This is a genomic window from Acetobacter senegalensis, from assembly GCF_001499615.1.
GTDB lineage: Bacteria > Pseudomonadota > Alphaproteobacteria > Acetobacterales > Acetobacteraceae > Acetobacter > Acetobacter senegalensis.
The window spans coordinates 751,496-775,719 of the sequence record NZ_LN606600.1 but is presented as its reverse complement, the minus strand read 5'-3'; the positions used below and the strand labels follow the sequence as shown (position 1 = coordinate 775,719).

Sequence of the window (24,224 nt, the reverse complement as noted above, 5' to 3'; positions counted from 1 at the left end):
TCTTAATGTGCCTCTGCCCAGTTGCGGCCAATGCCGGTTTCCACCACCAGCGGTACGGAAAGTGTTGCCGCGGCTTCCATGACCTCACGGGCCAGAGCGGCCACGGCTTCCGCTTCGGCTTCATCTGCTTCAAACAGCAGTTCGTCATGCACCTGTAGCAGCATGCGGGCAGAGAGCCCGGCGTCTTTCAGGGCGCGTGGCAGGCGTACCATGGCGCGTTTGATGATATCCGCAGCCCCCCCCTGAAGTGGGGCGTTGATGGCCTGCCGTTCTGCATACTGCCTGCGGGCCGCGCTTTTTTCCTGAATACCCGGCACGTAGCAGCGGCGGCCAAACGGGGTGAGCACATAGCCGTGCAGGCGCGCTTCCTCGCGCATGCGCTCCATGTAATCCCGGATGCCGGGGTAGCGGGCGAAGTACGCATCAATATAGGAACGTGCTTCCCCTGCCGGAATACCAAGCTGCCGCCCCAGCCCGAAGGCCGAGATCCCGTAGATGATACCGAAATTGATGGCCTTGGCACGTCGGCGGGTGAGGGCATCCATGCCTTCCAGCGGCACACCAAATACTTCGGATGCCGTGCGGGCGTGAATATCCTGGCCCAGCGCAAAGGCTTCCCGCAGGGCCGGAATGTTCGCCACATCCGCCAGCAGCCGCAATTCAATCTGGGAATAATCGGCAGAAACCAGCTTCTTGCCCTTGGGCGCAATAAACGCCTGCCGGATACGCCCACCTTCTTCCGTGCGGATGGGAATGTTCTGCAAATTCGGCTCGTTGGAAGAAAGCCGCCCTGTGGTGGTGATGGCCATCTGGAAGGACGTATGCACGCGGTCTTCCGTGGTGGTCTGGCGCAGCAGGGCATCCGTGTAGGTGCTTTTCAGCTTGGCAAGCTGCCGCCATGCCAGCACCTTTTCCGGCAGGGCGTGGCCCTGATCGGCCAGATCCTGCAACACGGAGGAATCCGTGCTCCATGCGCCAGCCTTGCCGCGCTTGCCGCCTTTCAGGCCCATCTCGTCAAACAGGATTTCGCCAAGCTGGCGGGGGGAGCCCACATTGAACTCACGTCCTGCGGTTTCGTAGATGTCCTTTTCCATCACGGCCATACGGGCCGCAAAATCTTCGGACAACCGTCCCAGTTCCGCCCGGTCAACGGCAATCCCTGCCTTTTCCATGGCCGCCAGCACCGGGGAGAGCGGACGTTCGATCTGCTCATACAGCGCCAGCGCCTGATTGGTACGCAGGGTGGGGTGCAGCACATGCCACAGCCGCAGCGTGACATCCGCATCTTCCGCAGCATATTGCGTGGCGCGGCCCACGGGCACCTGCGCAAACGGAATACGGTTGCGGCCGGTGCCGGTTACGCTGTCATAGCTGATGGGGGAGTGGCCCAGATGCAGGGTGGAAAGTTCATCCATGCCCTGCCCATGCAACCCGGCGGACTGTGCGTAGGAGATCAGCATGGTGTCATCCACCGGGCCGATAGTGCTGAAGTCCAGCCCCGCGCGGTCAAATACCAGCAGGTCAAACTTGGCGTTCTGGAACACCTTCAGCACGCTCTCATCCGTCAGCAGCGGGCGCATAAGGTCCAGTGCCGCGTCTGCCGTAAGCTGTTCGCCTGCGGGTTCTTCCAGCGTGCCTTCATGCCGCAGCGGCACGTAGCAGGCTTTGCCCGGCGCCGTGGCAAGGGAAAGCCCCACCATGTTGGCGTGCAGCGGGTCCAGCCCATCGGTTTCCGTATCCACGGCGCACAGGCCTGCTTCTTGCGCGGCGCTGACCCATTTTTGCAGGGCTTCTGCCGTGCGCACGGTTTCATACGGGCCATAGGCGGCTGCCATGGCGGCGGTTGCGGCCTCGCTGGGGCCAGCAGCAGCAGGGGCTGCGTCTGGTGCCGCAGCCCCTTTGACAGATGCCTGCACCATGGCGTGCGCCGCCCGGTGTGCGTGGGCACCCGAAGGATGCCCCATGCCCAGCCGTTTCAGCACGGAACCAAAGCCCATATCTTCCAGCCAGTCGGCCAGAACGGGTTTATCCAGCTCCCGCACACCCAGTTCTTCCACCGACATGGGCAGGGGCACATCACATGCCAGTTCCACCAATTGGCGGGAGAGGCGGGCGGCATCCGCGTGTTCGATCAGCATGTCCCGCCGCTTGGATTTTTTCATCTCCGGCGCGGCGGCCAGCACGGCTTCAAGCGTGCCGAATTCATTGATCAGGGCGGAGGCTGTCTTGGGCCCAATGCCGGGCACGCCGGGCACGTTATCTGTGGAGTCCCCCATCAGGGCCTGCACGTCCACCACCTTTTCAGGCAGCACCCCGAACTTCTTTTCCACTTCTGGCAGGCCGATGGGGGTCTGCTTGATGGGGTCCAGCATGCACACGCCGGGGCCGATCAACTGCATCAGATCCTTATCGGAGGAGATAATGGTGCAGGTGCCGCCCATCTTCCGGACCGCCGTGGCGTAGGAGGCGATCAGATCATCTGCCTCCCAGCCCTGTAGCTCAATGCCGGGCACGTTGAAGGCCTGCGTGGCATCACGGATCAACCCGAACTGCGGGCGCAGATCTTCCGGCGGTTCCGGCCGGTGCGCCTTGTATTGCGGGTAGATGTCTGAGCGGAAGGTGTGCCGTCCGGCATCAAACACGACCGCCAGATGCGTGCCAACATGTTCGCGCAGCAGCCGGGCCAGCATGTTGGTGAAGCCATACACGGCGTTTACCGGCACGCCGTGCGGGCTGGTCATGGGGGGCAGGGCATGGAAGGCGCGGAAGATGAAGCCGCTGCCATCCACCAGAACCAGATGAGGTGCGTCAGATTGGGTCATGATAAGGCTACCGGCTGAAGGGCTGCCGGACACGGCCGTGCAGGGAAGAAAAGCATGCGTTTGGGATATGCGCCCTTCGCCCCGATGTCCAGCGTTCACACAACATGCGCGCATGCCTTAGCCCACACAGGGCAAGGACAGCCGCTGCACTGCACGCGGAGGGAGAGGACCTATTGCGCCATCAGAGAGACGTTAGCGTGAGGGGGAGCGTCTGTGGTCTTTCTGTATCGGGGCTGGCTTTGGTCGGTTCCTGTTGCCGTTGTGGTGTCTGTTCCACAAAGCAGCATAGCGAAGCGGCAGGACGATCCCTTACTGGCGCTTAAGAGCCGACCGGAAACATGAGCAAGAACGATCTGAGGATAGACTTTGTCCTCTGGCTCTGATGACAAACAGGCGCAAGGCGAGGTTCGAGAGGCTTTCTTGAGACTTTTATGAAGTCCCCACAACGCAGCGATGTTCTTGCGCATAAGAAGGATGGGCTGGAGGTTTTCCACCCCCTCCCTAGCTACTTTTCAAGCTGCCTTTAAAAACCTGTCGAGACGGAGACGACCCCTGCAAAACCACCGCCGACAAAATAGGTGGGGGCTCTTCCGGCAATGGTGGTGCCGTAAACGCCCTGCGTGGTGCGGGCGTTGGCGGAAACGCTGTTTACCCCGGACAGATAACCCGACTGGCCAAGATTGATCAGATTGAGCTGGATCTGGGGAGATCGCGCAAAACCCACCTGCCGCAGCCGGTAACCCATGCTGAGATTGGCCGTAACAAAGCCCGGAATACTTTCATCATTCATGAAGGTGGAATAGGTGGGCCCCACGTAATTGAGCGTGAACTGTCCAAACAGATGCGTGTCATCATAGGACAGACCAATACTGCCGGAAAAATCGGGTGTACGAATAGCTTTTTTGCCGCGTGTGGGCAGGTAATCCATGCCGGATTTCAGGTTATTGTCTATGGTAGCGTGAATATACTGGCCCGAGAGGTAAGGGCTGAAATGGTGCCAGGGCTTGAGCCCTACCTCAAGCTGTGCGCCGCGGGCTGTCTGCCCCCCACCATTGAGGGATTCCGTCACCAACGCACCATTCAGGTTGCTTGTTGTGCTGATCTGGCGATTTGTGAAGTTGTAATTGAAGAGAGCAGCGGAGACGTTTACCAGCCCGGTGTGGCGGTAGCCCACTTCCTCGCCAATGGAATATTCGGGGCGGGTGTCACTGGTGGCGCTGCGGGTCTGCGCACCGGTAGCCACGCTGAAGCGGTCATTATAGCTGGAAATGCCGGAGGGGGCGCGGAACCCTGTTGTCCCGTTCAGGAAGATCTGGTCCTGCGGTGTCAGATCATAACTGGCGGAAAGCTGTGGCTGGGGCGAGAAATAGCTGGCCCCGTTGCGGTAGCGTGCTCCGGTAAGCTGATTGCTGATGGTGCGCGTTACCATAATGGCGCGAAACGTGGCGGAAAGCGTCAGCCGGTTGGACAGCGCATGAAAACGGTCCTGCACAAACAGGGCATTAACCTGTTGCACCAGATGCGAGTTATAGGATGTCAGCGGTTCTCCTGATGCCGTGAGAATAGGGTAATAGCCCCGCATGTTGGAAACCCCTCCATTTGCATCCACGGCAGCATACCGGGAGGGGTTGGAGTAATCATAATAGGAATACCACGCGCCGCCTGTCAGGCTGTTGCGGCCTGCATCCCAGCGCAGGGAAGCCGTGATACCGGAATGCGCCTGCTTGAAGGTATCTGTTGCAACAGCGGTAATCTGGCCTGTCTGGGGGCCTGCACTGGCCTGTAGCGGCCCGGCAGGCTGGTTGCCCTGATAGCTGTGCTGCGGGTCAAGCGTGGTGCCAAACCCGTCATACCCCGCGACATAAATGAAATAGGGCGTAAGCGAGAGATGGAAATGCTGGTTCAGCCTGAATTCCAGCGGGGCTGTCAGCAAGGTTTGGGCACGGGCGTTTTCCTGCAACAGGTAATAGGAACTGTCACCCTCCGTATAACGGGATGAATAATTGAACTGGGTGCCACTGGCATGCCACTGCGTAAGTGTGGGAGCCCGCAGGTAATATTGCCGTTGCCGGTTAAAGGAAAAAATGAGCGAGGCAGAACTGCCCTTGCCCCATTCCCGTAGCAGGCGGCTGTCCACATGGTAGCGTGGGCTGTCTCCGGCCCCGCGCCACTGGTTGGCGTTGCGGTAGGAAAAGGAGGCAAAGCCGGTTACGCCTGTATGCCCTATTTCTCCACTGTCCAACCGCAGGAATTCACGGTTGAGCGCATAGGACCCGTAAGAAAGATCCATAAAACCGCCTGCTGTTTTGCGCGGTTTGATCATGTGCACGCTCAGTTGGCCGCCTACCGCGTTGTAAAGCGGTGCCGTGGCTTCCGCCGCGCCCTGTGTGAGGGTGACGGAACTGATGTTTTCCGTATCTGCCGTGGCGGAGGTGTAAGGCATCAGGAAAAGCGGCGGGGCAGCGGGCACGCCTTCAAACAGATACCCGATTTCAGTCTGGTCCAGCCCGCGGATGGAAAGCCCCTGCTGGTCATCATTCGTGCCGAGCGGGTCATTGGCGGAATAGATCACCCCGGGCAGGGCGGCGATCATGGCAGTCGGGCTTTCGGTAGGGCTCTGGCGGGCAATATAGTCCCGCGTCAGGCCGCTCTGTGCCTGGGGCGCGCGTTGTTGCGGCATCAGGCCGCCGCCTGCGGCGCGGCCTGTGGTGCCATCTGCGGTAGTGTGGCTTTTTACGGTAACATATTCCGGGTGCGCAGGCGCTGAGTCTTCTTTTTTCTGCTCGCGCGTTGTTTCTTCCTTAGTCGTGCTGGATGTTTCTGCGGCGGCATCTGCTTCAGGCGTGCCACACAGGCCGGAGAGCGCCGTAGCCAGCACCAGCACGGAAGCCAGAGCACGATCGGGAGGAGAAGACGGGGTACGCAGCATGCAGATCAGACTTTTCATCGGATTTTATTGAGTTTTTTATAGACTAGCGAGATTTCCAAAAGGCTCAAATGTTATAATATAACATTTTTGTTAGAATGGATTTGCAACCTCAGCCGTAACCGGTGGGGAGGGGGGCAAACGCGCACGTTCAGACCTCAACCGGTTTCTAGCCAGTGTGCCTGTATGAAGGGCAGCATGCTCCTGACGTGGCAAAAAGAGCATGGAAAAGGGAAAAAGCCGGTCTTTTTGGTATGTGTCCCTGCGCCATCTGCGTGGCGTGCGGCGGGTAGGTTGCACGTTGCTCCGTGAAGGCAAGGTAAGGGTTTTTGTGGCTTTCAGGGCGCTTGTTACGGTTACTGAATAACATATACGCACAGAATGAGGAGATCAAAGGCCGTCTGCCTCTCTTCCGCTACGCCATAAACGGACACGTGATGCCAAGTGACAGCAACCGCTGTGTAGCCTGTTCCCGCCAAGGGAGAAGAGAGATGTCCGTTAAAAGCAGGGTCACAAACCATAGTCACAGGCGCATTTTTTCACAACAGACGTCAAAAAGGGAGGAGAGGCTTCCTTTCTCTGCCACGCTGCAGGCCGGGCGGGCTGGTGGCGTTCTTACGGCATCTTTCTTTACGATCTGGGCAGGCTTGGCGTCTGCTTTTGCTGCCACCGCTGCACCTGTTGCGGCCACATCTCGCACAGCGGCAGCCGTTGCGGCTACAGGCAACCAACGTCCGGTGGGGCGTGCATCCGCTGCCAGAGGCACGACGGTGTCCCTTCATCCGGCAACGGAACAGCCAGCATCGGCGGAAGATGGTGCGGGTCAGCCTGATCCGCTCTCCTTCAACGCGCTTTTTGATGGGCAGAGAACGTTGGGCACCAGCGGGCTGAGTTCTCTGGAAGGGTCAAGCGGTGGTGGTATTGCAAGCTGGGCCACCATTGGGGGGTATGGCAGTAAAAAGAGCATGGGTATGGCGTTTCACTACAGTTATGTGAATGTCACCAACTATACGGACCAGAACGTGGGCGCGTTGATGGGGTTTTATGACCGTGTTGAACTTTCCTATTCTCACAATTTCTTCCAGACCGGCGGCACGGGCGCCAAGCTGGGTATTGGCCGGGGGTATCAGTTTGATCTGGATACAGGCGGCATCAAGGTGCGTCTGTTTGGTCATGTTCTGGATAAAACACTTCTGCCGCAGGTGTCAGTCGGGGCCATGTACAAACATGATGGAGACGCCAAGGTCATTCATGCCGTGGGGTCCAAACATACAGATGGCGCGGATGTTTATGTTGCTGTTACCAAGCTTTTTCCCAAAATAGGGATTCTGGTTGATACCACCCTGCGGCTGACCAAAGGCAACCAGTGGGGTATTCTGGGCTTTGGGGGGGACAGGAACGATAATTATTACCCACAGTTTGAAGGCTCCCTTGGGTATCTGCCGTCCTTTATTCCGGGGCTTGTGGTTGGGGTGGAATACCGAACCAAACCGCGTAACCAGAACTTCACGCCGGAAAGCAACTGGTTTGATGTGTACGCCAGCTATTTTGTCAACAAACACCTGAATATCACAGCCGCTTATGTATCACTGGGCACCATCGCAACCTACCGCACCCAGACGGGTGCCTATTTCTCACTTCAGACGGGGTTTTGAAGGGGGCGCGCCAAGCTGCTTGAAGGTGCTGTTTGACCCATCAGTTGTATCAGGCCGGTCTTTTTGCGTTTGAGATCAGCCCTTTTGCAAGATGCCTGTCGATAATAGTTGTGGAAGAAAAAGCAGTTTTTACGCCCCATCACTTGCTCCGACCGGGCGTGACCACTAGCGCGGAGTGAAGAGTGAAGAGTGAAGAGTGAAGAGTGAAGAGTGAAGAGTGAAGAGTGAAGAGTGAAGAGTGAAGAGTGAAGAGTGAAGAGTGAAGAGTGAAGAGTGAAGAGTGAAGAGTGAAGAGTGGAAGGGGTAAGGCTCTGAAAACCCTATTCTGAATTTCCCAAGCGCGGCCCTATCACAGGGTTATGCTTGTCACCCATTCCCCAAAGGAGGGTTTTTAGAAACCCCTAAATGCGGAAGCGTGAGAGAGTAGTTTACCCTCTCCCGCCACGTCCCACTGTTTCTTACTTTGTCTGATTTTCGAGTGTGCTGATCACCAGCCCCGGTGTCAGAATTTGCGGCAGGGTGACCTCCGGCCCGTGGGCGGGGCTGTAGATGTAAAGCGGCACCCCATCACGCCCGCGTTCTTTCAGAAAAGCGCTGATGGCGGGATCATGGTTGGTCCAGTCTCCGCGCAGCACGGTAATGTCCTGTTTTGCAAATGCCTGCTGGGTTGCGGGAACATCCAGCGCCACCCGTTCATTCACCAGACAGGTAATGCACCATGCGGCGGTCATGTCCACAAACACTGGCTTGCCTGCGGCCTTTAAGGCCTCAAACCGGGCGGTGCTGAAGGGCTCCACGCCTTTGGGCAGGGCAGAGGTCTGTGGGCTGGCCGCAGCAGAACCCTGCTGGTGCAGAAGGGCGGGAATAAGCGCCAGTGCGCCCAATAACCCCAGAAGCGCTAGCCCATGCAGGGCGGCATTGGTGCGTGTGTGCCCTTGCTGGATCAAGCGGGTCTGCGCCACGCCATACAGCCATGCGGCAAAACTCAGCAGCACCATGCCAGTGGCAAGCAGCAGCACAACGGAGGCCCCACCTTCCAGCGCCGCCACCCACAGCAGCCAGACGCAGGAGCCCAGTAGGGGAAAGGCCAGAAACTGGCGCAGATACTGCATCCACGGGCCGGGGCGCGGCATGCGGGCGGCAAGGCCCGGTATGGCGGTCAGCAGCAGGTAAGGGGCTGCCAGCCCCAACCCCATGGCGGCAAACACCGCCAGCCCCGCAACCGGCGGCCCGGAAAGCGCACCGGCAATGGCCACCCCCATGAACGGGGCGGTGCAGGGCGTTGCCACCACCACAGCCAGAGTACCCGTCAGCACATCATGCCAGTGGCCGTGCTTGGGTGTGCCGGAAACCCCGCCAGATACCGGCATGAATTCAAAAACACCCAGCAGGTTCAGTGCCATGCCAAACAGCAGCCATGTTATGAGCGTGACAAACACCGGAGACTGGAACTGAAAGCCCCAGCCTTCTGCCGCACCGGCTACACGCAGCGCCATCATCAACCCGCCAAGGGCCAGAAACGTGACCATCACCCCCAGCGCATAGCACCCGGCGCTGGTAATCTGTGTGCGCCGTTCCGCCTTGCCCAGTTTGGCGACGGAAAGAGCCTTCATGGCCAGAATGGGGAAGACGCAGGGCATCAGGTTCAGAATCAGCCCACCCAGAAACGCAAATACTACCTGCTGGCCAAACCCGGCCTGTGTCAGGCTGCTGGCGGCTGTGGCGCTTTCCCCACGAGGCGCCACTCCGCCTGCGGCACCCGGCGCGGGCTTGGCGGTCTGATACAGGGCGTGTTCGCTGCCTGCTGCGTCTTTCAGAACAAGAATGCCGGAAAGGGACTGGGTTGATGCAAGGTCGGGCAGGCGTTTCAGGTGCAGTTCCACAGCGCCGTTCTGCACGGCCTCGTTCTGCGGGGCTGCCTGATCAATCAGGCCCGGCTTGTCTGGCATGAACCACGCTTCCTTCACCGCGCGGGGCGAGAGATCCTGCCCGCTTACGCGCAGCGTGCCATCTGCGGCAAGGGTGGCAGTATAAGGCGAAGGAACCGGCGTGGCCTGCGTAGCGGCCTCAAACAGGGGTGTTTGAGCGGAAGGATGTGGTGCGCCTGCCGCCAGAGGCAGGCTGAGGTCCGCTTCTTCCGGCACGCAGACACTGGCGCACACCAGCCAGCTTGCGTGCGCTTTAAGTGTGGTGGGGGCATCCGTGCCAGAACCTGCGCCTGTGGCGGAGGTTTTCTCGACAGAAGCCGCTTCTTTCGCCGCGTGCAACGGCAGGGAAAGCGGCAACACCACATCGCCCGTATAGGCATAGGACATCAGCGAGGCATCACGGATGCGTTGAGGTGTGGGCCACTGGATGGCGTCGGTTTTGCCCGTCAGCCCACCTTCCGCCGTTATGGTGACTGCCGTGGCCTCTCCGGCATCACCGGGGTTCTGCCAGTATGTGTGCCAACCCGGTTGCAGCTTCAGGCGTAGCGCCACACGCAGGGGCGTGCTGCCGTCTGCCGTGTCACTGTCGGTTATCAGTGTGGCAACGCTGTGCTCGGTGCTGACTGCCGCGCTTTCCGCCGCCTGTGCCTGCGGCAGACAGGCCCCTGCCGCCACCATGGCAACCGCAATCAGCAGGGCAAAGGTCCCTGCGGCCCAGAGACTACGCAACACAGCACGCGTGCGCGGGGCAGCGGTTTGATCAGGCGGAACAGAGCAGGGCAGGGCTCGGCAAGGCATGCACGGACTTTCGAGTAGGAAAAACAGATGTGGCTCTCTTATAGACCAGAACGGGCTACGGGCAGCAGAGGATGCGTACAACATTGGTGCAGATAACGCGCCCGCGCAAACGGCACAGGCTCGAGACTGGCGCGCGGTATGGCAAACCCATTGCAAGGACGGTCAGAGCACCTTGATCGGCCTGCCCGGTTGTTCTCCATGGTCTGAGCGGACATGGTGTGTGCACCGCCCAGTTCAAGCAGCCCCCAGTTCAACACGTTGCGGCATGTGTTCTTGCTCCGGCAAGCGGACCGGCTTTTACGGCCATGCCATTGGCTCCGCACACGTCTCCACGATCTGCAAGCAATCCGGCCGGAGCGCGAGTCTCCTACAGCAATCTCAAAGGCGCGGGATAGAGAAACGGGGGACTATTATCCGGCATGGTGCTGGCCTAAAATCAGTCTGGCCCGCCTGATGCGGGAGGCTGGGTCCGCCCACGGGTCTGGCGCGTGTCATTCAACCAAAGCGGTGCGTATGTTTTCTTTTGCCCGACTGTTCCGCCGCAAGGCGTCCGTAGCGTTAGATCCCTCTGCGCCTCTTACGCTGGCGGATGTCGCCACCACCATGCGGGTGCTGGATAGCGCCCAGGTGCAGCCAGCGGGGCTGGTGCAGGATGGGTGCCTGCCCGGCGGTGCGCATTCCCTGTTCCGTGGCTGGCAGTCCAAGCCCCTCATCCTACGGCAATACGAGCTTGAAGATGTGGTGCTTGACCGTAACCTGATGGTGTTTCTCAAGGACGGACGGCCCATTGCGGATACCTCCTACCTGCAACCGCCTCAGGCCGTGGCGGATCTGACCGTTCGGGAGGATGATCTGGTGCCTGCACCGGCGGGGCAACCTGTGATGGCAGCGTGCTTTGACCACTGGAGCACCAATTACTACCATTGGGTTGTGCATACTGTGCCCACCCTGTTCAGCCTTCGCCAAAGTGGGTTTGAGGGCGGGTTGATCCTTCCTCAGTTGACACCCTGGCAGGAAGAAACGGTGCGGATGAACGGGTTTGACCCAGCCCGTGCCACCATAACAGAGCCGGGGCGCCAATATGCTTTTCGTAAGGTGATTTACACAGATTGCGTGCGCGGCGCTGCAGATTTTTCCCCTCTGCCCACGTCCCGCGCTGCCTACCATACGTTGGCGGCGCAGGCAGGGGTGACCGGGCGGGAGCCCCGAACGCTTGATCTGTTCATAGAACGGGGGGGTGCTTCCAACCGCCTGATGCCTAACGAGGCCGATCTGGCGCAGGCTCTGGCTGAGGCCGGGTTTACAGTGGTGCGGCCGGAAACCTTGAGTGTGGCGGATCAGATGCGGCTGTTTGCCAAAGCCCGGCTGGTTGTGGGCGCGCTAGGCGCAGGCATGGCCAATCTGGCATGGTGTCGCCCCGGTACGGTGATCTGTGAACTGGTGCCGCAGCAGCATCAGAACCCCTGCAACCTGACATTGGCCATGCAGATGGGCCTGCCTTATTGGGGTGAACTGATTGAAACTGGCGTGGAAGAGGAAAGCCATGTGGCTGTTTCTCAAAAGCCGTTCAATGTGCCGGAACTGGTGCACCGCGCCCGCCAATTGACCATGTATGCGCAGGCGCAGGTACCATAACGTCACACGGAGGCATGGATATTTCTGATCCGGCGCTGATGGTGTCCCGGACCACACGCAACCGCCCCGGCTGGTAATATTGGCCCGCTGAGTAAGCCTGGAGCGGAAGGAGCGGCCCCAGTTGAGTAAGGCCAGCCCCGGTCAAACAGGGGTCAGGTGCGGTTGGACCATTCTGCCAGCTTGTCCACCACCGCCTGCGCGGACATGCTGCGGGCATCACCCAGTTCAAGCGTGGCGTCGGCGTTCAGCACCTTGCCCTCAGGTGTCACAATCAGCGCCACCGGAATGGCCTTGATGGTAACGCCGTATTTGCGGGCGATATCCATGTTCTTGTTGAAGTGATCCACGTTGACGGAGACCACAACAAAGTTCTCCTGCACCCATGGTGCCACGGCAGGGTGATCCAGAACGCCAGCCAGCACGCGGCAGTCCGGGCACCAGTTTGCCCCGAAATCAATCAACACCTTGCGGCCGGTTTTTCGGGCCTCGGCAAAAGCATTTTCCACGGCCTGCGGGGCGTCTTCCGGCGCGGCATAGGGGTGGGCAACGGCGGTAATCTGGGCTGTGCCAACCTGGGGCACCGGCTGGGCAGCCAGAGCCATATGCGCGCCGGAAAAGGAGATAAGGGTGGTTGCCAGCATAAGGGCGGAAAAAGACCGTAACGCAACCATGATCGGGCGCTCCATCAGGATAAAGAGAAGAAAACGTGACTGTAGGCTGACACAGGGGGCTGCCGTCAATCCTTGTCAGAAGGCGGAACCGGCAGAAACAGCTTCACGCTCTTGTTACGGAAAATAAAAATGGTGCCGGGGGAAACGCTTGATAAGCTGCCGTGTCATAACACCCACAAAGCGGTTTGACGCCGCTCGATTTTATTTTGAGTGAACCTGCCCATGTCCTCTTCTGTTGCGCCTGGGGCTGAAACTGTAAATTGCCCGGCACCGTTTGATACTTTGCATCGTCCAGCTTTTGTGGTGCCTGATCTTGCCTGTGATACCCATGCGCACGTGATTGCGGAGGATACGGCCCGTTACCCCTTCACGCCAGACCGCAGCTACACGCCGCCGCCCGCGCCGGAGGCTGCCTATCTGGCCATGCTGGATGCGCAGGGGTTGCAGCGTGGTGTTCTGGTGCAGCCCAGCATTTACGGCACGGACAACCGCTATATGCGTCATGTGCTGGCGCGTCATCCAGACCGTTTGCGCGGCGTGGCTGTGATTGACGCCACTGTCAGCGATGCAGCACTTGAGCAGATGCATGCTGAGGGCGTGCGGGGCGTGCGCATTAACGCCCTGTTTCGTGGTGGTGTGGCGCTGGACAGCATGGAGCAGATTGCCGCACGCATTGCGCCCTTTGGCTGGCACATGCAGTTTCTGATTGATGTCGTGCGCGGGCTGGAACTGCTGCCCCGCATTGCGCGCCTTGGGTGCGGGGTGGTGATAGACCATATGGGTTATCTTACGTCTTCCGTTGCGCAGGATGTTGGGGCACTGCGGGCGCTTGAAAAATGCGTTGCGGAGGAAGGCTGGTGGGTGAAACTCTCCGGCGCGTACCGTCTGGTGCAGAACCTTGAGGACATGCGGCAGGTCACGCCGCTTGCACAGGCGCTGATCCGCGCCAACCCGGAGCGCATGGTGTGGGGGAGTGACTGGCCTCATGTGGCCGTGCGTGACATGCCAGACACCACAGACCTGCTTTCCATGCTGGCGGAATGGGCACCTGATGATGTGACACGCAACCATATTCTGGTGCGGAACCCTGCGGTGCTCTATGGTTTTGCGCAAAAGACGCCAGGCTGAGCCCGCAGTAAAACCTTTTTTAAAATCGTCTGTTCCAATAATAAGAAAAACTGGAAAACAGTATGACGTGGCTGACCGGGCTTTCCCGTGCAGAGAAAGCAACCTGCCTTTCCGCTTTTGGCGGCTGGATGCTTGATGCATTTGACTACATGATTTTCACCTTTGTCATTACCACGCTTATTGCGCAGTGGCACATCAACGCGGCTTCTGCCGGGGCATTGGTGACAGTCACGCTGCTGTTTTCTTCCATTGGGGGATGGGGCGCCGGTATTCTGGCAGATCGGTTTGGCCGCGTGCGGCTGCTTCAGGCCAGCATTCTGTGGTTTTCCGCCTGCACATGCCTCATCGGGTTTTGCCAGAATTTCACACAGCTTTTTATTGTCCGTACCTTGCAAGGTATCGGCTTTGGCGGGGAATGGGCCGTAGGCTCCGTTCTGGTGGGGGAAATTGTGCGGCCCGAACACCGGGGGAAGGCAGTCGGGCTGATCCAGAGCGGCTGGGCCGTGGGGTGGGGTGCGGCGGCGGCGCTCTACGCGCTGGCCTTCAGTGTGCTGCCGCCCCATCTGGCGTGGCGCAGCCTGTTCTGGGTGGGTATTCTGCCCGCCTTTCTGGTGCTGTATGTGCGGCATCATGTACCGGAACCTGCGGGGTTCCAGGCGCTACAGGCCACGCGGCAGAAAGCGCAGGCTCAGCCGTTCTGGGCCATATTCAGCCCCGCTCTGTTCAGAACAACCGCACTTTCTGCGTTGCTGTGTCTTGGTATTCAGGGTGGATATTACGCCATTACCACATGGCTTCCTACCTATCTGGAAAGGGAGCATGGGCTTTCTGTCATCCATACGGGTGAATATCTGATGGTGGTGATTATCGGCTCGTTTCTCGGGTATGTGTGCGGGGCATTTCTGGCTGATGCCTGGGGCAGAAAACCCACATTTTCCTTTTTTGCGGTGCTTTCCCTGTGCAGCGTGATTGCCTACCTGCTGCTGCCGCTTACCAATATGGAAATGCTGATTGCAGGCTTCCCGCTCGGGTTTTCTGCATCGGGCATATATAGCGGTCTGGGGGCGTATTTGTCCGAACTGTTTCCGCAGGCGTTGCGGGCAAACGGGCAGGGATTTGCCTATAATTTTGGGCGCGCCATGGGGGCGTTCTTTCCCGGCCTTATCGGCTTTTTAAGTCAGAGCATGGGGCTGGGCAGGGCGATCTGCTTATTCGCCGCCTGCGCGTATGGCGCTGTATTGCTGATTGTGATGTGTCTGCCGGAAACAAAGGGAAAACAGTTACAGAATTTCTGAACCCCAGCGCCAGAAACAGTGCGAGGTGTGTGATGTGTTTCTGTGCAAAGCGCATCATGGCCACCGGAAAATGGCAATCTCTCTTTGATAGCGTTCGTAAAGGGATAGGCCATCAAACCGCAGACCTGCTTTTTCGTAAAACTGCCTTGCGTTCAGATTGTTGGCTGTGGTTCTTAGCCAGAAGCCCTGTGGCATCTCCTGTTTGGCGTCATCGAGCAGGCGTCTTCCAATGCCGGCTCTTTGGCAGGAGGGATCAACAAATAATTGCCGAAGCCAATTCTGCTTTTTGTCCAGAGCCATAAAGCCAACAATTCGGGTGTTTTGCACGGCAACTTTTATGGTCCATTCCTGGCCTCCGTTTTCAGTCGCTCGACGTAACCGGATGGCGCAGGGTCATGGTGGGAAGATAGTCCTGTTGCCTCCCAACTGTTCCACCAGAGTTGGGCAATAAACGGAATATCCTGATCCACACGGTTTCTTATCTCGAACATCACACGGGCCTCTGGCAGAAAACTTTCAGATCAGGAGCGTAAAGATGTTCGCTTTGCGCTTCCAGCCCTTAGTGTGCTGCAAACGTGCCGGATAATGGATATCAGCGGGCATGGTTCTCTTCCCGTTCAGGCAAAGAAAGCCATGCCCCTGCATAGGGCACCGCTTCTGTCACCCTATTCCTGTTGTGTCTTTACCTGGCATGTGGGGTTTCAGGCGGCAGGCTGTGGCACAGCGGCTTTTTCAAGTACGTTTTTCAGTTGAGCTTCACTTTCAGGGGAAAGGGAGGTTTGCAGCACACGGGCGTGGCCCTTGAACTTCTGAAGATCTGCCAGCACTTTTTCAGGCTGCGCTTTGCGCACCAGAATGAACAGGGCAGAGGTATTGGGCGGAATGGTCTCGCTCAGAGATTTGATGAAATTATCATCAATACCGTAATCCGAGAGCTTGCCCGCCAGTGCGCCAGCCCCAGCGCCTACCACGCTGCCAGCTACAAACCCGGCCAGCGGGTTCAGGCACAGAAGCCCCACCAGCACGCCCCAGAACCCGCCGGAAAAAAGGCCCCAGGATGCACCAGCTTTTTCAAGGTTGATGCTCTGGTGCAAATGCACCTTGCCCTCGGCGTCACGCACCACCACCACGGCGTCTTCAAGATCGAGCAGGTATTCTTTCTGTAGTTTCCGGCATTCTTCCAAAGCCAGTGTGGCGTCATTGGTATGGTCAAACCCCAGAACAACAAGATCAGACATGAAATTCGCTCCTTATAGCGTAAGGGGAGACAGAGTATTCCGTCAGTCATTCTCCACGCTGTGGCGTAAGGATGCAGAAGCACAGCACCTTTGCCTAATGCGTTTTGCAGAAATCAGACATTCATGAATTTTATAATTTCATGAAACAGGACCGATAAGTTCCTGAAAACGGCACGCATAACAGACCGGCATGCAGCTCACTTGTCCGCATGGCGGCCTCGCCTGATAGTGCGCACAAACATATATCAGGAGGTTTGACATGAAGGGGTTTCGTCACGTTGCCCTGCTGGCAGCCTGCGGTCTGGCTTTTGCTGGCGCTGCACACGCCCAGACAGCACTGAACACGGCGCCCGCGCCAGCCGCTATTGTACCAACCGCCACGTTGGGGAGTGAAGCCCCCATGACTGCATCAAACGCCGCATCCGGCGTGCTGGATCATGATGGTGTGCCCACGGTTGACAACGCTACCGCAGGCAATATCGCCGGGCTGATGTATTATTGCTATGCCCGCGGCATTGATGACGACACAACCGTGCGGTCCCTTGGCCGTTCTCTGGCCAAACGCGGTGATGTTCAGTCTGATGCCACATACCCCAGTGGTGGGGCAGGCCTGCTGCTGGTTGGCAGCGGTGGCCGTCTGCTTGACCTGAATACCCTTGGCAAGGATCAGCGCACCGCAACCTGTGCCCATGCTGCCCAGCGCGGCATTGAACTGGATGACGGTTCTTTCCTGCTGCCGTCCTGATTTTTCAGGCATGGCCCCCTTCACGCAGAATGTGGTTTCTGCGTGAAGGGGAGTGCAAACTTTCTTTTTTAACGTCAGTGAAAAGAAGAAAGCGAGATACAGACCGGGCTTTTCAGGGTGTGAAAAGAAACCCGTCTTCCTGATGCAACTCCATCGGGATAATAAGCTTTATTTCGCACACAATAAGTCTGCTGCATTTCGGATCAGCCACGGTTCTGAAAAGATGTTTCTTTGGAATCCTGTTTCTGATCGGCGCTTACAGGCAACGGCCTTTCTGGCGTGCCCAGCCTGACCTGACAGGATCACTTACCGAACTTTGCGGTTTACTCCGGTAATCGTTTTACTACGCGCGTTGCGGCTGCAGTTTAATGGCCGTGATCGTCATGCGCTCCGGGCTGAAGCACAAACAGGCGTGAACAGTAGGGGCATACGGTCTGGTGCCCACCAATTTTCAGCCACACGCGCGGATGCCCCAGTGCGCCCAGGCCACCATCGCACGCAATCTTGCGTCGATCCACCACAATGGTTTCCACATGCCCAAGCCGGGGATGGGGCACCGGGTTGGTTGGCTGAATGAGCATTCCGCAGATCCTCCCTGTAGCGCACGGTGCCCTTGTGCAGACATGTGCGGCCAGCCTGTTCGTTCAGCCCCCATCCTCCCGCATGGCTTTTCCATGCGGGGCTACTGGCGCTGCTGTGGTGGGGATGATACGCGGTTGAAGGCTGAGTTCCTACCGTCCCTTTCATCCCATCCGCGTGAGCATGCCGTTTTTCCGACCGCTTCTTTCCCGTGCCAACCGGGTTTTTCCCCATAAACCAAGAGGGAACGCTCTGCGTCCCATGCTGAAATACCGGTTGCCGGTACAGCAGCGCCCCACATGCCGATCAGTTCAGCCTGACCAAGGCTGGGGCGGAGAGGGTGTGTGCAGCACGATTTCCGTCACTCCTGTTGTGCGTGGCGCGGCCCGCTATGGCTGGGTGCGGGGTGCTCTTCCCCAGCATGATCTGCGCCGGATGAGGGCCGTTCTGTTGGGTCGGGAGCGCGATGGTTCTCCTTTATTGGGCCGGTTAGGGATGGCGGTGTTGGCGCTTGGGCTTGCGGCCTGCACAACAACTCTGCCGCCACCTCCCAAGCCGCCTGCCCGTTTTGCGGCTGCCGCGCGGCTTGTGCCGCCTGATCACACTTTTGTTCTTTCTGATGGTGCGCGTATTCCGGCACGGGTCTGGCCCGCGCAACAGCAGGAACGGGCCGTGCTGCTGGCCCTGCACGGGTTCAATGACAGCCGGGACGCGTGGGAAGCTCCAGCCCCTTTTTTCTCGCAGCGCGGCATTACGGTTATTGCGCCAGATCAGCGGGGCTTTGGTCAGGCTCCTCTGCGTGGCGGGTGGGCTGGCTTCGCCCGGATGGTGGCGGATGTGCGTGAGGAAATAGCGCAGATTCAGCAGGCGCACCCGCACACACCGCTGTATCTGGCAGGCGAAAGCATGGGCGGTGCGGTGCTGATCTTGCTCATGGCGCAGCCGGATGCGCCAAAGGTGGCGGGCACGCTTCTGTTGGCCCCCGCCGTGTGGAATCTGGGGGCGGGGGCGGATATTCCGTTGCGGGTGCTGGCCAGTCTGTTCCCCAGAAATCTGCTAACAGGGCGAGAACTCCCCGTGCACGTTGTAGCCAGTGACAATATGGCAGCGCTGATTCGCCTGTATTATGACCCGCTAACTCTTCGGGCCACGCGGCTTGAGGCGTTGCAGGGGCTGGTGGTGCTTATGAAGCAGAGCGCCCATGCTGCACGCCATATTCATGGCCCCATCCTGTGCGTTTATGGGGACAAGGATCAACTGGTGCCGCCTTCCGCCATGGCAGAGATCTGGCGAAGTATGCCCAAGCAGGTGCGGCTTGATCTGATACCGGGTGGCCATCATCTGCTGCTGCGGGACCGCAACGGCAGGCTGGTAATGCAGGACATGGTGGGATGGATGACCACACCAGAGACATGGCTGCCGTCAGGCGGAGATAGTGCCGCCGCAGCATGGCTGGCGCAGGGCGTTGGAGAAACCGCGTGGGGCAAGAACACGCTGCCCCTGTTCCTGCCCGCCCAAATGGATCAGCTTGCAGCCCCCTGAGACTGCGGGGCGTGTTGGTCCAGCCATACGTGGAAGCGCCGGACAGAGATGGTGCGCACGCAAGAGAAAGAGCGCACTACCGTTGATGGTTGGCGGCTACCGAACCAACATTCCATCCTTATGCTCAGCCGTAACAGCAGGGCATACGAGTCTGAAAGAAAGCGGCCCCGTGAAACAGCAGGAGGCGCTTTTTCTGAGGGAAAAGAGGGGAATTCTTTCTTCGCGCGCAATACGGGCTTGGCAGCTTCCCGCCTTTGCGCTAGGGAATGGCCCGTGGACCCGTAGCTCAGCTGGATAGAGCGTCGCCCTCCGAAGGCGAAGGTCGAAGGTTCGAATCCTTTCGGGTCCGCCATTCAGTAAGATAAAAGCCAATAAAAACAATATCTTAGCTGCATTGAGGGAAATTTTACCCCTCTTATTCCCCCTCTTAAAACTGACACTTGATTTCACAATACCTAAAGAGGCAGGCTTCGTCTGATTTGTTATTTATATATTGATATAGAAAAAACGAATAAATGCGGTCGCCTATCCAATCGCCTTTTTAGGTAGGGACACTCTTATTCATAGACACATAAAAAAAGGGGCCTTCCTAGTGAGAAGACCCCCATACATAGTTCGCTGTGGTTTCTGTTCAGTCTCCCACGACCTTTCGGCCCGTCAGCCTGAACCAGTGCCGTATGCCAGCGTCCAGAACTGCCCCTGTCTTCTGCTCTATTTCTGCGGGGCTGCTCTTTTGCTCAGTCCACGCTTCCGTTCCAGCTTCCAGTGCTGCGGTCAGACCCCTCTGGAAGATTTCGTCCGTGCTGCCTTTCGCATGGTGGTAATCAGCCACAATCACACCCAGACGCTCGGGCGATAACTCAGAGGCTCCGGGTCCGCGCTGTTCGTCGGCATAGAGTTCTGTCAGTTTGGCGCAAGCGGCTTCTGTGGCAGCGCGTAGGTTCTTCTTCACAACATGCGGCTGCATTGCTGTCTGCTCTTCCATCTTGGCAAACAGGAGCGCCAGTTTCCCGGTCACACATTCAATGGCAACGCCAAAGGGCAAGCCCGCATCATGTGCGAGTATGGCGGCCATGCGGCCCATCCCCGGCACGTTCACCCAGCCTTGCCCGTCTTTCTCCATGCGGTCGCCCTCATCAAGAGAGGCATAGGCACGATCTGCCGCGACTTCAGAGCTGGCTTCCAGAACGCGACCGTCCTTAACCGGCCAGTCATAGATGGCAGAGAGGCGCTGACAGAACTGGCGGGCGTGAAGATCATTCATTTCACAGGCCAGTGGACAATCCGTGCCGTCTTTGAAGACGACCGAGGGGAGGAAGGCGGCTTTACTGTCTTTGTCCAGAACCGGGCGCATCCACAGACAGCGGACGGCATGCGGATCCAGCGTAGCGGGGTCAGCGATGATGCCAGGAACGGCAGAGGCGGTTGTGTAGGAAGCGGTCATGCTGTGGCGTCCAGACTGTTCTGAGTGAAGAGAGTTTGCGGGGTAATGGTTGCTATGCCGTCCGGGGCCGGGTGGCAGACGGAGCAGGTCCAGCCCTCTGACGTGTCGCCATCCCCCCGCCACCAGAGTGTGAAACTGCAAACTGAACAGGGGCCGTGTCCTGTCAGCCGGTTGTCTGTCTTTGCCGGTCTGGCACTGACAAAGAAGCGCGGTGGCGGGTCTCCTCTGTCATGGGGATAAGGAGCCATGAAGCGGCGGCGCTGGTCATTCCATTCCCAGCCCTGTTCTTTCAGCCAGCGCGGGTCTGGATCTCCGAAGATATGTAGTTTGCCGGTCTCAGGGTCACGGCGGATTCCTGATTGGGCGTCATGCTCTGTAGGTAGTGGGTCCGGCTGCGGTGGCTCTGATGCTGCTTTCTGCTCATGGTCTGGGCTGGCTTGTGCGGTCAGGTGTTCAATAATCTGCTCACGGCCAGCTTTCAGCAGGTCCAGAAGATCAGGTGTGATGGCCGCCTTATCGCCCCGTATGACTGGCCCGCCATCCTTCAGGACAATCTTACAGCCAAGGAAATCCAGTTCCTTAATCAGTGCTGCGGCGTCTGTTTGAGAGGCGCAATACGTTCGATGAGGAGCGGGCGAAGCACTGTCGTGGGGCACCGGCAGTCCGTCAGCCCACGCCATCAAGCCGGATAGTGCTTTGCTCACCATGCCAAGGCCCTCCGGGCATTGTAAAAAACGGTCGGGACGGTCGGGACGGTCGGGACAGGCATAAAAAATGGCAGTTTACCGGAACTTTCCCGCGTGTGGCGCTGTCCCGACTTGTGGAAATCGTGGTCGGGACGGTCGGGACACTGGGAATCAGCCCTGCTTTTGGGAGAGCGCGTCATGCTGTCTCTCCTTCCAGAATGGAGCCGGACACCGCATAAACACGGAGGCGCCCTTCTCCCGGGATCCTTCGGTAGCGGGTCAGGTTTTTCCCGTCTCCTGGCAAAAGATACCCAGCCTCAAGAAGGACCTTGGCCGCGCGGTTTGCGTCAATGCCCTTGCAGACCTCTTTCCGCCACATTTCAGGGAGGATCAGATATTCCCACTGGCTCCCATCAGGCGTGTCTGTCAGTCGTCGGAAACCAACACGGGAGACGGTACGGCTGTGGGGATTTTCCACCTCTCCCTCCGGGCCGCCTAAAAGAGCGAACCGGCTTTCCCCGTGCTGCTCTATGAAGGCCCGGATCTGCTCTATTGCCTCACGGTCTTCTGCTGCATCGGTTCCGCCACGTTCTTCCAGCCATGACTGGAAACAGGCTTTTGCCGCTCGTGTGGCTTCACCCCGGGCCCATGGCAAAACGTCATAGGCCACAGCCAGCTCTCCCGCGGCGGAAACCAGCCCGAAGCGCCGCACGACGGAGCGCACCTGCCCATCTGCTGGACCAGCAGGCAGACAGTCAGACTCAAACTTGTCCACCAGCCCCTTGATGCTCTCGGTCAGACCGGCTTCGTCGTCGTCGCGCTCTTTGACCAGTGCGGCCAGATAGGCGCGGCTGGCTGTCCCGTAGCAGGTGCGGGCCGCTCGCCGGATATGGTCGGCCATCTCACCAGCGGAAGGCAGGTCGTGCAGGGCTTCGAACAGACCCATGCCAGCCCCGGCGTCAGCCTGTATGCTGACTAGGCGAACTTCCTGCCCCGCCATGGCCCGGCGCCCGATTTCTCCCATTTTGGTCGCGAGTGTCACTTCACCAGTAGAGAGGAACAGGGAGCGCCATGTCTTGCGGGCGCGGGCCTCGCCATTACGGCCTGCCCGTTGTTTGCCGGTGTTGTTGGCGAGCATATAAGTAATGTCGCCGACTTCACGACTGTCTGCCTGTCCCATTTCATCCAGAATGAGCAGGGTATCGGAGGTCTCGCACGCAATGCCCTCCGTGCCATTGCTGGTGCCCCGCCATGAGCGGACCATGCCGTCCCGGTCCCCTTTGCCCCAGACGGAACCGGCGGCATAAAGCGCGGTCGATTTGCCAGACTGGCTCTTGCCGATGATATGAAACCCGCCGGACTGCTCTCCCAGAATATCCAGAAGCGGGCCGCAGAATGCGACTGAGAGTGCAAAGAGCAGGCGGCTGTTACCGCTGGCATAAACGGCGATTTCCTTTTGCCACTCCTCCAGCGTTCCGGCTGTTGCATATTCAGAACCTGATGCGGCGCGGGTTGTCTGGAACGCAACAGCCTTCCGGCCCGCACCGAGCGTAACGCCATTGGGCAGGACAAAGACCGGCCCCTGTTCTGTCTTGTGCCAGCCGGAACTGGTCACGCACCGCAAGCGGGTCCTGGTATAAACGGAGGCTATGAACTGGCGGAGGTGTCGAGTGGCTGAAATGTTGCAGTTAAGACCAGCGTCTTCCAGTTCGCCTGCAATGTCTTTGCCTTCGCCGTGAACCATCTTTTTGGGGATGGCCCACTGATGATAGCGCCTGTCACGATCGAGCCAGTTAATCAGCAGCCCCCACCCCATGCCGCCCTCGTCTCGGGTTTCGGCGATCACCTCGAATGGCGCAGAGACCCAGACCGGCACGGGAGGAAGTTCACCTGTGGGCTCAGGCGTGAAATAGAGCCCGCGGGAAGTCATGCTGTAGCCGGGGGGCATCTTCACATTTGATTCTGCCTGTGGTGCCTGATCCACTAGCGGACGCAGGATCTTCAGAGGGGGTGTCTCACCGTTCTGCGTCAGATCCATTGGCAGATCGTCAGCCAGATCCCATCCTTCCGGTAGGCCCTCTGGCATTTTCACCATATGGACAGACTGGGTTTCCGCATTGCGGAGGGCATCAATCGCGGCTTGCGCGTATTTCTCCCCCGGCGCGTCATTGTCAGGCCAGATCGTGACGCGGCGGCCAGCAAGTGGCGACCAGTCGGCAGAGCTTACGGAGGTGCTGCCCCCACTGGTGATGACCGCCATATCAGGAAACAGACTGTAGGCCGCATCAGCGGCTTTCTCACCTTCCACCAGAAGAACGGGGGCATCAGGAAGGGCAGCCAGCCGGTCCAGCCCATACAGGGGAAGAGGTTTGGCAGGCTGTTTCCAGTGCCAGCCGGTAACGTCACGCTCTTTCCCGTTCCTGTCGATCCAGACGCGGTGCCCGTACGTGAGGGGCAGAACGACTTTATGGCCGCCCTCATCTTCCCTGCGGAAGCGCGCGTAAAGTGGTCGCCCCTCTGCGTCACGGTAAACCCACAAGGCGGTTGCGCTGCGGGGCATTTCCGGTTCGGTAGGAGGCGGGGTTATTGGCTCCCAGACTTCGCCCTGTTTGCCGTCCTGAGCGTTCAGAGCAAGAGCGGATTTTTTCTCAGCATCTGTCAGGGGGCTGAAGAGACCAGCCTCATTCATGCAGGCCATGGCCGGAATATTCGGGGGGGTGCTCATTCAGCACCTCCTTTCAGACCAAGCATCTTCGCTAGTTCACAGGCTGCCTCGTATTGGGTAACGCTGGCCAGATAGGCAGCAAGGGAAATGACATCCCCTCCGCGTGCATCTGCTTCCGCAAAGTCTGCCCAGCGGCCAGTGTTCAGGTTGACACTAAAGGAGCCGGGTTTGCGGTCGCCACGCTTGGGATTACGAGAAACCCATTCGTGTCCCTGCTTTTTCCCATCCGGCAGCCACCGCCCCAGAAGGGCGGGGAGTGCCGCGAGGGCTGCGCGGTTCACTGTCGGGAAGTCTATTGTCCCGATGCGGGCGGAGTCCGGGCGTAAGTGGCTTTGGTGTGCCATAGTTGCTAGTCCTGAATAAGAACCAGCCGCCTTTCTGTTGCGCGATGTCTTGTGAGTCCTGTA

Annotated in this window: 19 protein-coding genes and 1 tRNA gene; 8 read left to right on the top strand and 12 right to left on the bottom strand. The window is 58.8% G+C overall.

Annotation, left to right across the window (positions count from 1 at the left end; translation table 11 throughout):
* Nucleotides 1–2: 2 nt before the first annotated feature.
* Together polA and ASN_RS03410 are read right to left on the bottom strand one after the other, a co-directional pair.
* Entirely contained in the window at nucleotides 3–2,822 is a 2,820-nt protein-coding gene (gene polA / locus ASN_RS03415; RefSeq protein WP_058989093.1) for a DNA polymerase I, read from the bottom strand.
* A gap of 523 nt (nucleotides 2,823–3,345) precedes the next feature.
* Nucleotides 3,346–5,751: a TonB-dependent receptor gene (locus ASN_RS03410; RefSeq protein WP_231948355.1), complete on the bottom strand. Its 2,406-nt coding sequence runs from the start codon at nucleotides 5,749–5,751 to the stop codon at nucleotides 3,346–3,348.
* A gap of 488 nt (nucleotides 5,752–6,239) precedes the next feature.
* Between ASN_RS03410 and ASN_RS03405 the strand changes: the two genes are divergently transcribed.
* Nucleotides 6,240–7,403 (top strand): DUF3034 family protein, encoded by a 1,164-nt coding sequence (locus ASN_RS03405; protein ID WP_231948353.1) that lies wholly within the window; start codon nucleotides 6,240–6,242, stop codon nucleotides 7,401–7,403.
* Nucleotides 7,404–7,861: 458 nt separating this feature from the next.
* On the opposite strand, the gene ASN_RS03400 is transcribed toward ASN_RS03405, so the two are convergent.
* Entirely contained in the window at nucleotides 7,862–10,129 is a 2,268-nt protein-coding gene (locus ASN_RS03400; protein ID WP_082666559.1) for a protein-disulfide reductase DsbD family protein, read from the bottom strand.
* Nucleotides 10,130–10,342: 213 nt separating this feature from the next.
* Between ASN_RS03400 and ASN_RS03395 the strand changes: the two genes are divergently transcribed.
* Nucleotides 10,343–11,764, top strand: a complete 1,422-nt coding sequence (locus tag ASN_RS03395) for a glycosyltransferase family 61 protein (protein WP_231948351.1) — start codon at nucleotides 10,343–10,345, stop codon at nucleotides 11,762–11,764.
* A 152-nt stretch (nucleotides 11,765–11,916) separates the two neighbouring features.
* Here the strand turns inward: ASN_RS03395 and ASN_RS03390 are convergent, their stop codons facing one another.
* Nucleotides 11,917–12,435, bottom strand: coding sequence for a thioredoxin family protein (locus ASN_RS03390; protein WP_082666558.1), 519 nt, complete (start codon nucleotides 12,433–12,435; stop codon nucleotides 11,917–11,919).
* A 222-nt stretch (nucleotides 12,436–12,657) separates the two neighbouring features.
* Here ASN_RS03390 and ASN_RS03385 point away from each other — a divergent pair, with 222 nt between their 5' ends.
* Both ASN_RS03385 and ASN_RS03380 read left to right on the top strand, forming a co-directional pair.
* Complete coding sequence (locus tag ASN_RS03385) at nucleotides 12,658–13,563, top strand: amidohydrolase family protein (protein ID WP_058987211.1); 906 nt, start codon at nucleotides 12,658–12,660, stop codon at nucleotides 13,561–13,563.
* 62 nt (nucleotides 13,564–13,625) lie between these two features.
* On the top strand, nucleotides 13,626–14,858 hold the full coding sequence (locus tag ASN_RS03380) for an MFS transporter (protein WP_058987210.1): 1,233 nt from the start codon (nucleotides 13,626–13,628) through the stop codon (nucleotides 14,856–14,858).
* 54 nt (nucleotides 14,859–14,912) lie between these two features.
* On the opposite strand, the gene ASN_RS20495 is transcribed toward ASN_RS03380, so the two are convergent.
* The 3 genes from ASN_RS20495 to ASN_RS03370 all read right to left on the bottom strand — a co-directional run bounded on the left by ASN_RS20495 (nucleotide 14,913) and on the right by ASN_RS03370 (nucleotide 16,096).
* On the bottom strand, nucleotides 14,913–15,158 hold the full coding sequence (locus ASN_RS20495; protein WP_407922297.1) for a GNAT family N-acetyltransferase: 246 nt from the start codon (nucleotides 15,156–15,158) through the stop codon (nucleotides 14,913–14,915).
* A gap of 35 nt (nucleotides 15,159–15,193) precedes the next feature.
* Nucleotides 15,194–15,349, bottom strand: coding sequence for a hypothetical protein (locus ASN_RS19475; RefSeq protein ID WP_157765098.1), 156 nt, complete (start codon nucleotides 15,347–15,349; stop codon nucleotides 15,194–15,196).
* Nucleotides 15,350–15,559: 210 nt separating this feature from the next.
* Nucleotides 15,560–16,096 (bottom strand): DUF1269 domain-containing protein, encoded by a 537-nt coding sequence (locus tag ASN_RS03370; RefSeq protein ID WP_035379926.1) that lies wholly within the window; start codon nucleotides 16,094–16,096, stop codon nucleotides 15,560–15,562.
* A 259-nt stretch (nucleotides 16,097–16,355) separates the two neighbouring features.
* Here ASN_RS03370 and ASN_RS03365 point away from each other — a divergent pair, with 259 nt between their 5' ends.
* Nucleotides 16,356–16,841 carry a hypothetical protein gene (locus ASN_RS03365; RefSeq protein ID WP_006558839.1) on the top strand — a complete coding sequence of 162 codons (486 nt, stop codon included), beginning with the start codon at nucleotides 16,356–16,358 and terminating at the stop codon, nucleotides 16,839–16,841.
* 365 nt (nucleotides 16,842–17,206) lie between these two features.
* Here the strand turns inward: ASN_RS03365 and ASN_RS03360 are convergent, their stop codons facing one another.
* Entirely contained in the window at nucleotides 17,207–17,422 is a 216-nt protein-coding gene (locus ASN_RS03360; protein WP_006558838.1) for a zinc-finger domain-containing protein, read from the bottom strand.
* Here ASN_RS03360 and ASN_RS19470 point away from each other — a divergent pair.
* The 3 genes from ASN_RS19470 to ASN_RS03350 all read left to right on the top strand — a co-directional run bounded on the left by ASN_RS19470 (nucleotide 17,415) and on the right by ASN_RS03350 (nucleotide 19,314).
* On the top strand, nucleotides 17,415–17,561 hold the full coding sequence (locus ASN_RS19470) for a hypothetical protein (RefSeq protein WP_157765097.1): 147 nt from the start codon (nucleotides 17,415–17,417) through the stop codon (nucleotides 17,559–17,561). The two genes, ASN_RS03360 and ASN_RS19470, sit on opposite strands and share 8 nt — an antisense overlap.
* Before the next feature lie 294 nt (nucleotides 17,562–17,855).
* Nucleotides 17,856–18,962, top strand: a complete 1,107-nt coding sequence (locus tag ASN_RS03355; protein ID WP_058989090.1) for an alpha/beta fold hydrolase — start codon at nucleotides 17,856–17,858, stop codon at nucleotides 18,960–18,962.
* A gap of 275 nt (nucleotides 18,963–19,237) precedes the next feature.
* A tRNA-Arg gene (locus tag ASN_RS03350) sits at nucleotides 19,238–19,314 on the top strand.
* Between the two features lie 279 nt (nucleotides 19,315–19,593).
* On the opposite strand, the gene ASN_RS03345 is transcribed toward ASN_RS03350, so the two are convergent.
* From ASN_RS03345 to ASN_RS03330, 4 genes are all read right to left on the bottom strand, one after another.
* A complete protein-coding gene (locus ASN_RS03345; RefSeq protein WP_058987208.1) occupies nucleotides 19,594–20,406 on the bottom strand; it encodes a hypothetical protein in 813 nt (270 codons plus the stop codon).
* Entirely contained in the window at nucleotides 20,403–21,113 is a 711-nt protein-coding gene (locus ASN_RS03340; protein WP_058987207.1) for a hypothetical protein, read from the bottom strand. The genes ASN_RS03345 and ASN_RS03340 overlap by 4 nt, the downstream gene beginning before the upstream one ends.
* A 175-nt stretch (nucleotides 21,114–21,288) precedes the next feature.
* On the bottom strand, nucleotides 21,289–23,817 hold the full coding sequence (locus ASN_RS03335) for a DUF927 domain-containing protein (RefSeq protein ID WP_058987206.1): 2,529 nt from the start codon (nucleotides 23,815–23,817) through the stop codon (nucleotides 21,289–21,291).
* Nucleotides 23,814–24,161, bottom strand: a complete 348-nt coding sequence (locus ASN_RS03330; protein ID WP_058987205.1) for a hypothetical protein — start codon at nucleotides 24,159–24,161, stop codon at nucleotides 23,814–23,816. Before ASN_RS03330 ends, ASN_RS03335 begins: the two co-directional genes overlap by 4 nt.
* Nucleotides 24,162–24,224 lie beyond the last annotated feature (63 nt).

Coding starts and splice junctions, on each gene's coding strand:
- ASN_RS03385 (WP_058987211.1), top strand. CDS start 12,658: ATGTCCTCTTCTGTTGCGCCTGGGGCTGAAACTGTAAATTGCCCGGCA.
- polA (WP_058989093.1), bottom strand. CDS start 2,822: ATGACCCAATCTGACGCACCTCATCTGGTTCTGGTGGATGGCAGCGGC.
- ASN_RS19475 (WP_157765098.1), bottom strand. CDS start 15,349: ATGTTCGAGATAAGAAACCGTGTGGATCAGGATATTCCGTTTATTGCC.
- ASN_RS03335 (WP_058987206.1), bottom strand. CDS start 23,817: ATGAGCACCCCCCCGAATATTCCGGCCATGGCCTGCATGAATGAGGCT.
- ASN_RS03400 (WP_082666559.1), bottom strand. CDS start 10,129: ATGCCTTGCCGAGCCCTGCCCTGCTCTGTTCCGCCTGATCAAACCGCT.
- ASN_RS03360 (WP_006558838.1), bottom strand. CDS start 17,422: ATGCTCATTCAGCCAACCAACCCGGTGCCCCATCCCCGGCTTGGGCAT.
- ASN_RS03340 (WP_058987207.1), bottom strand. CDS start 21,113: ATGGTGAGCAAAGCACTATCCGGCTTGATGGCGTGGGCTGACGGACTG.
- ASN_RS03390 (WP_082666558.1), bottom strand. CDS start 12,435: ATGGTTGCGTTACGGTCTTTTTCCGCCCTTATGCTGGCAACCACCCTT.
- ASN_RS03370 (WP_035379926.1), bottom strand. CDS start 16,096: ATGTCTGATCTTGTTGTTCTGGGGTTTGACCATACCAATGACGCCACA.
- ASN_RS03330 (WP_058987205.1), bottom strand. CDS start 24,161: ATGGCACACCAAAGCCACTTACGCCCGGACTCCGCCCGCATCGGGACA.
- ASN_RS19470 (WP_157765097.1), top strand. CDS start 17,415: ATGAGCATTCCGCAGATCCTCCCTGTAGCGCACGGTGCCCTTGTGCAG.
- ASN_RS20495 (WP_407922297.1), bottom strand. CDS start 15,158: ATGGCTCTGGACAAAAAGCAGAATTGGCTTCGGCAATTATTTGTTGAT.
- ASN_RS03395 (WP_231948351.1), top strand. CDS start 10,343: ATGGTGTGTGCACCGCCCAGTTCAAGCAGCCCCCAGTTCAACACGTTG.
- ASN_RS03355 (WP_058989090.1), top strand. CDS start 17,856: ATGAGGGCCGTTCTGTTGGGTCGGGAGCGCGATGGTTCTCCTTTATTG.
- ASN_RS03410 (WP_231948355.1), bottom strand. CDS start 5,751: ATGCTGCGTACCCCGTCTTCTCCTCCCGATCGTGCTCTGGCTTCCGTG.
- ASN_RS03380 (WP_058987210.1), top strand. CDS start 13,626: ATGACGTGGCTGACCGGGCTTTCCCGTGCAGAGAAAGCAACCTGCCTT.
- ASN_RS03345 (WP_058987208.1), bottom strand. CDS start 20,406: ATGACCGCTTCCTACACAACCGCCTCTGCCGTTCCTGGCATCATCGCT.
- ASN_RS03405 (WP_231948353.1), top strand. CDS start 6,240: ATGTCCGTTAAAAGCAGGGTCACAAACCATAGTCACAGGCGCATTTTT.
- ASN_RS03365 (WP_006558839.1), top strand. CDS start 16,356: ATGAAGGGGTTTCGTCACGTTGCCCTGCTGGCAGCCTGCGGTCTGGCT.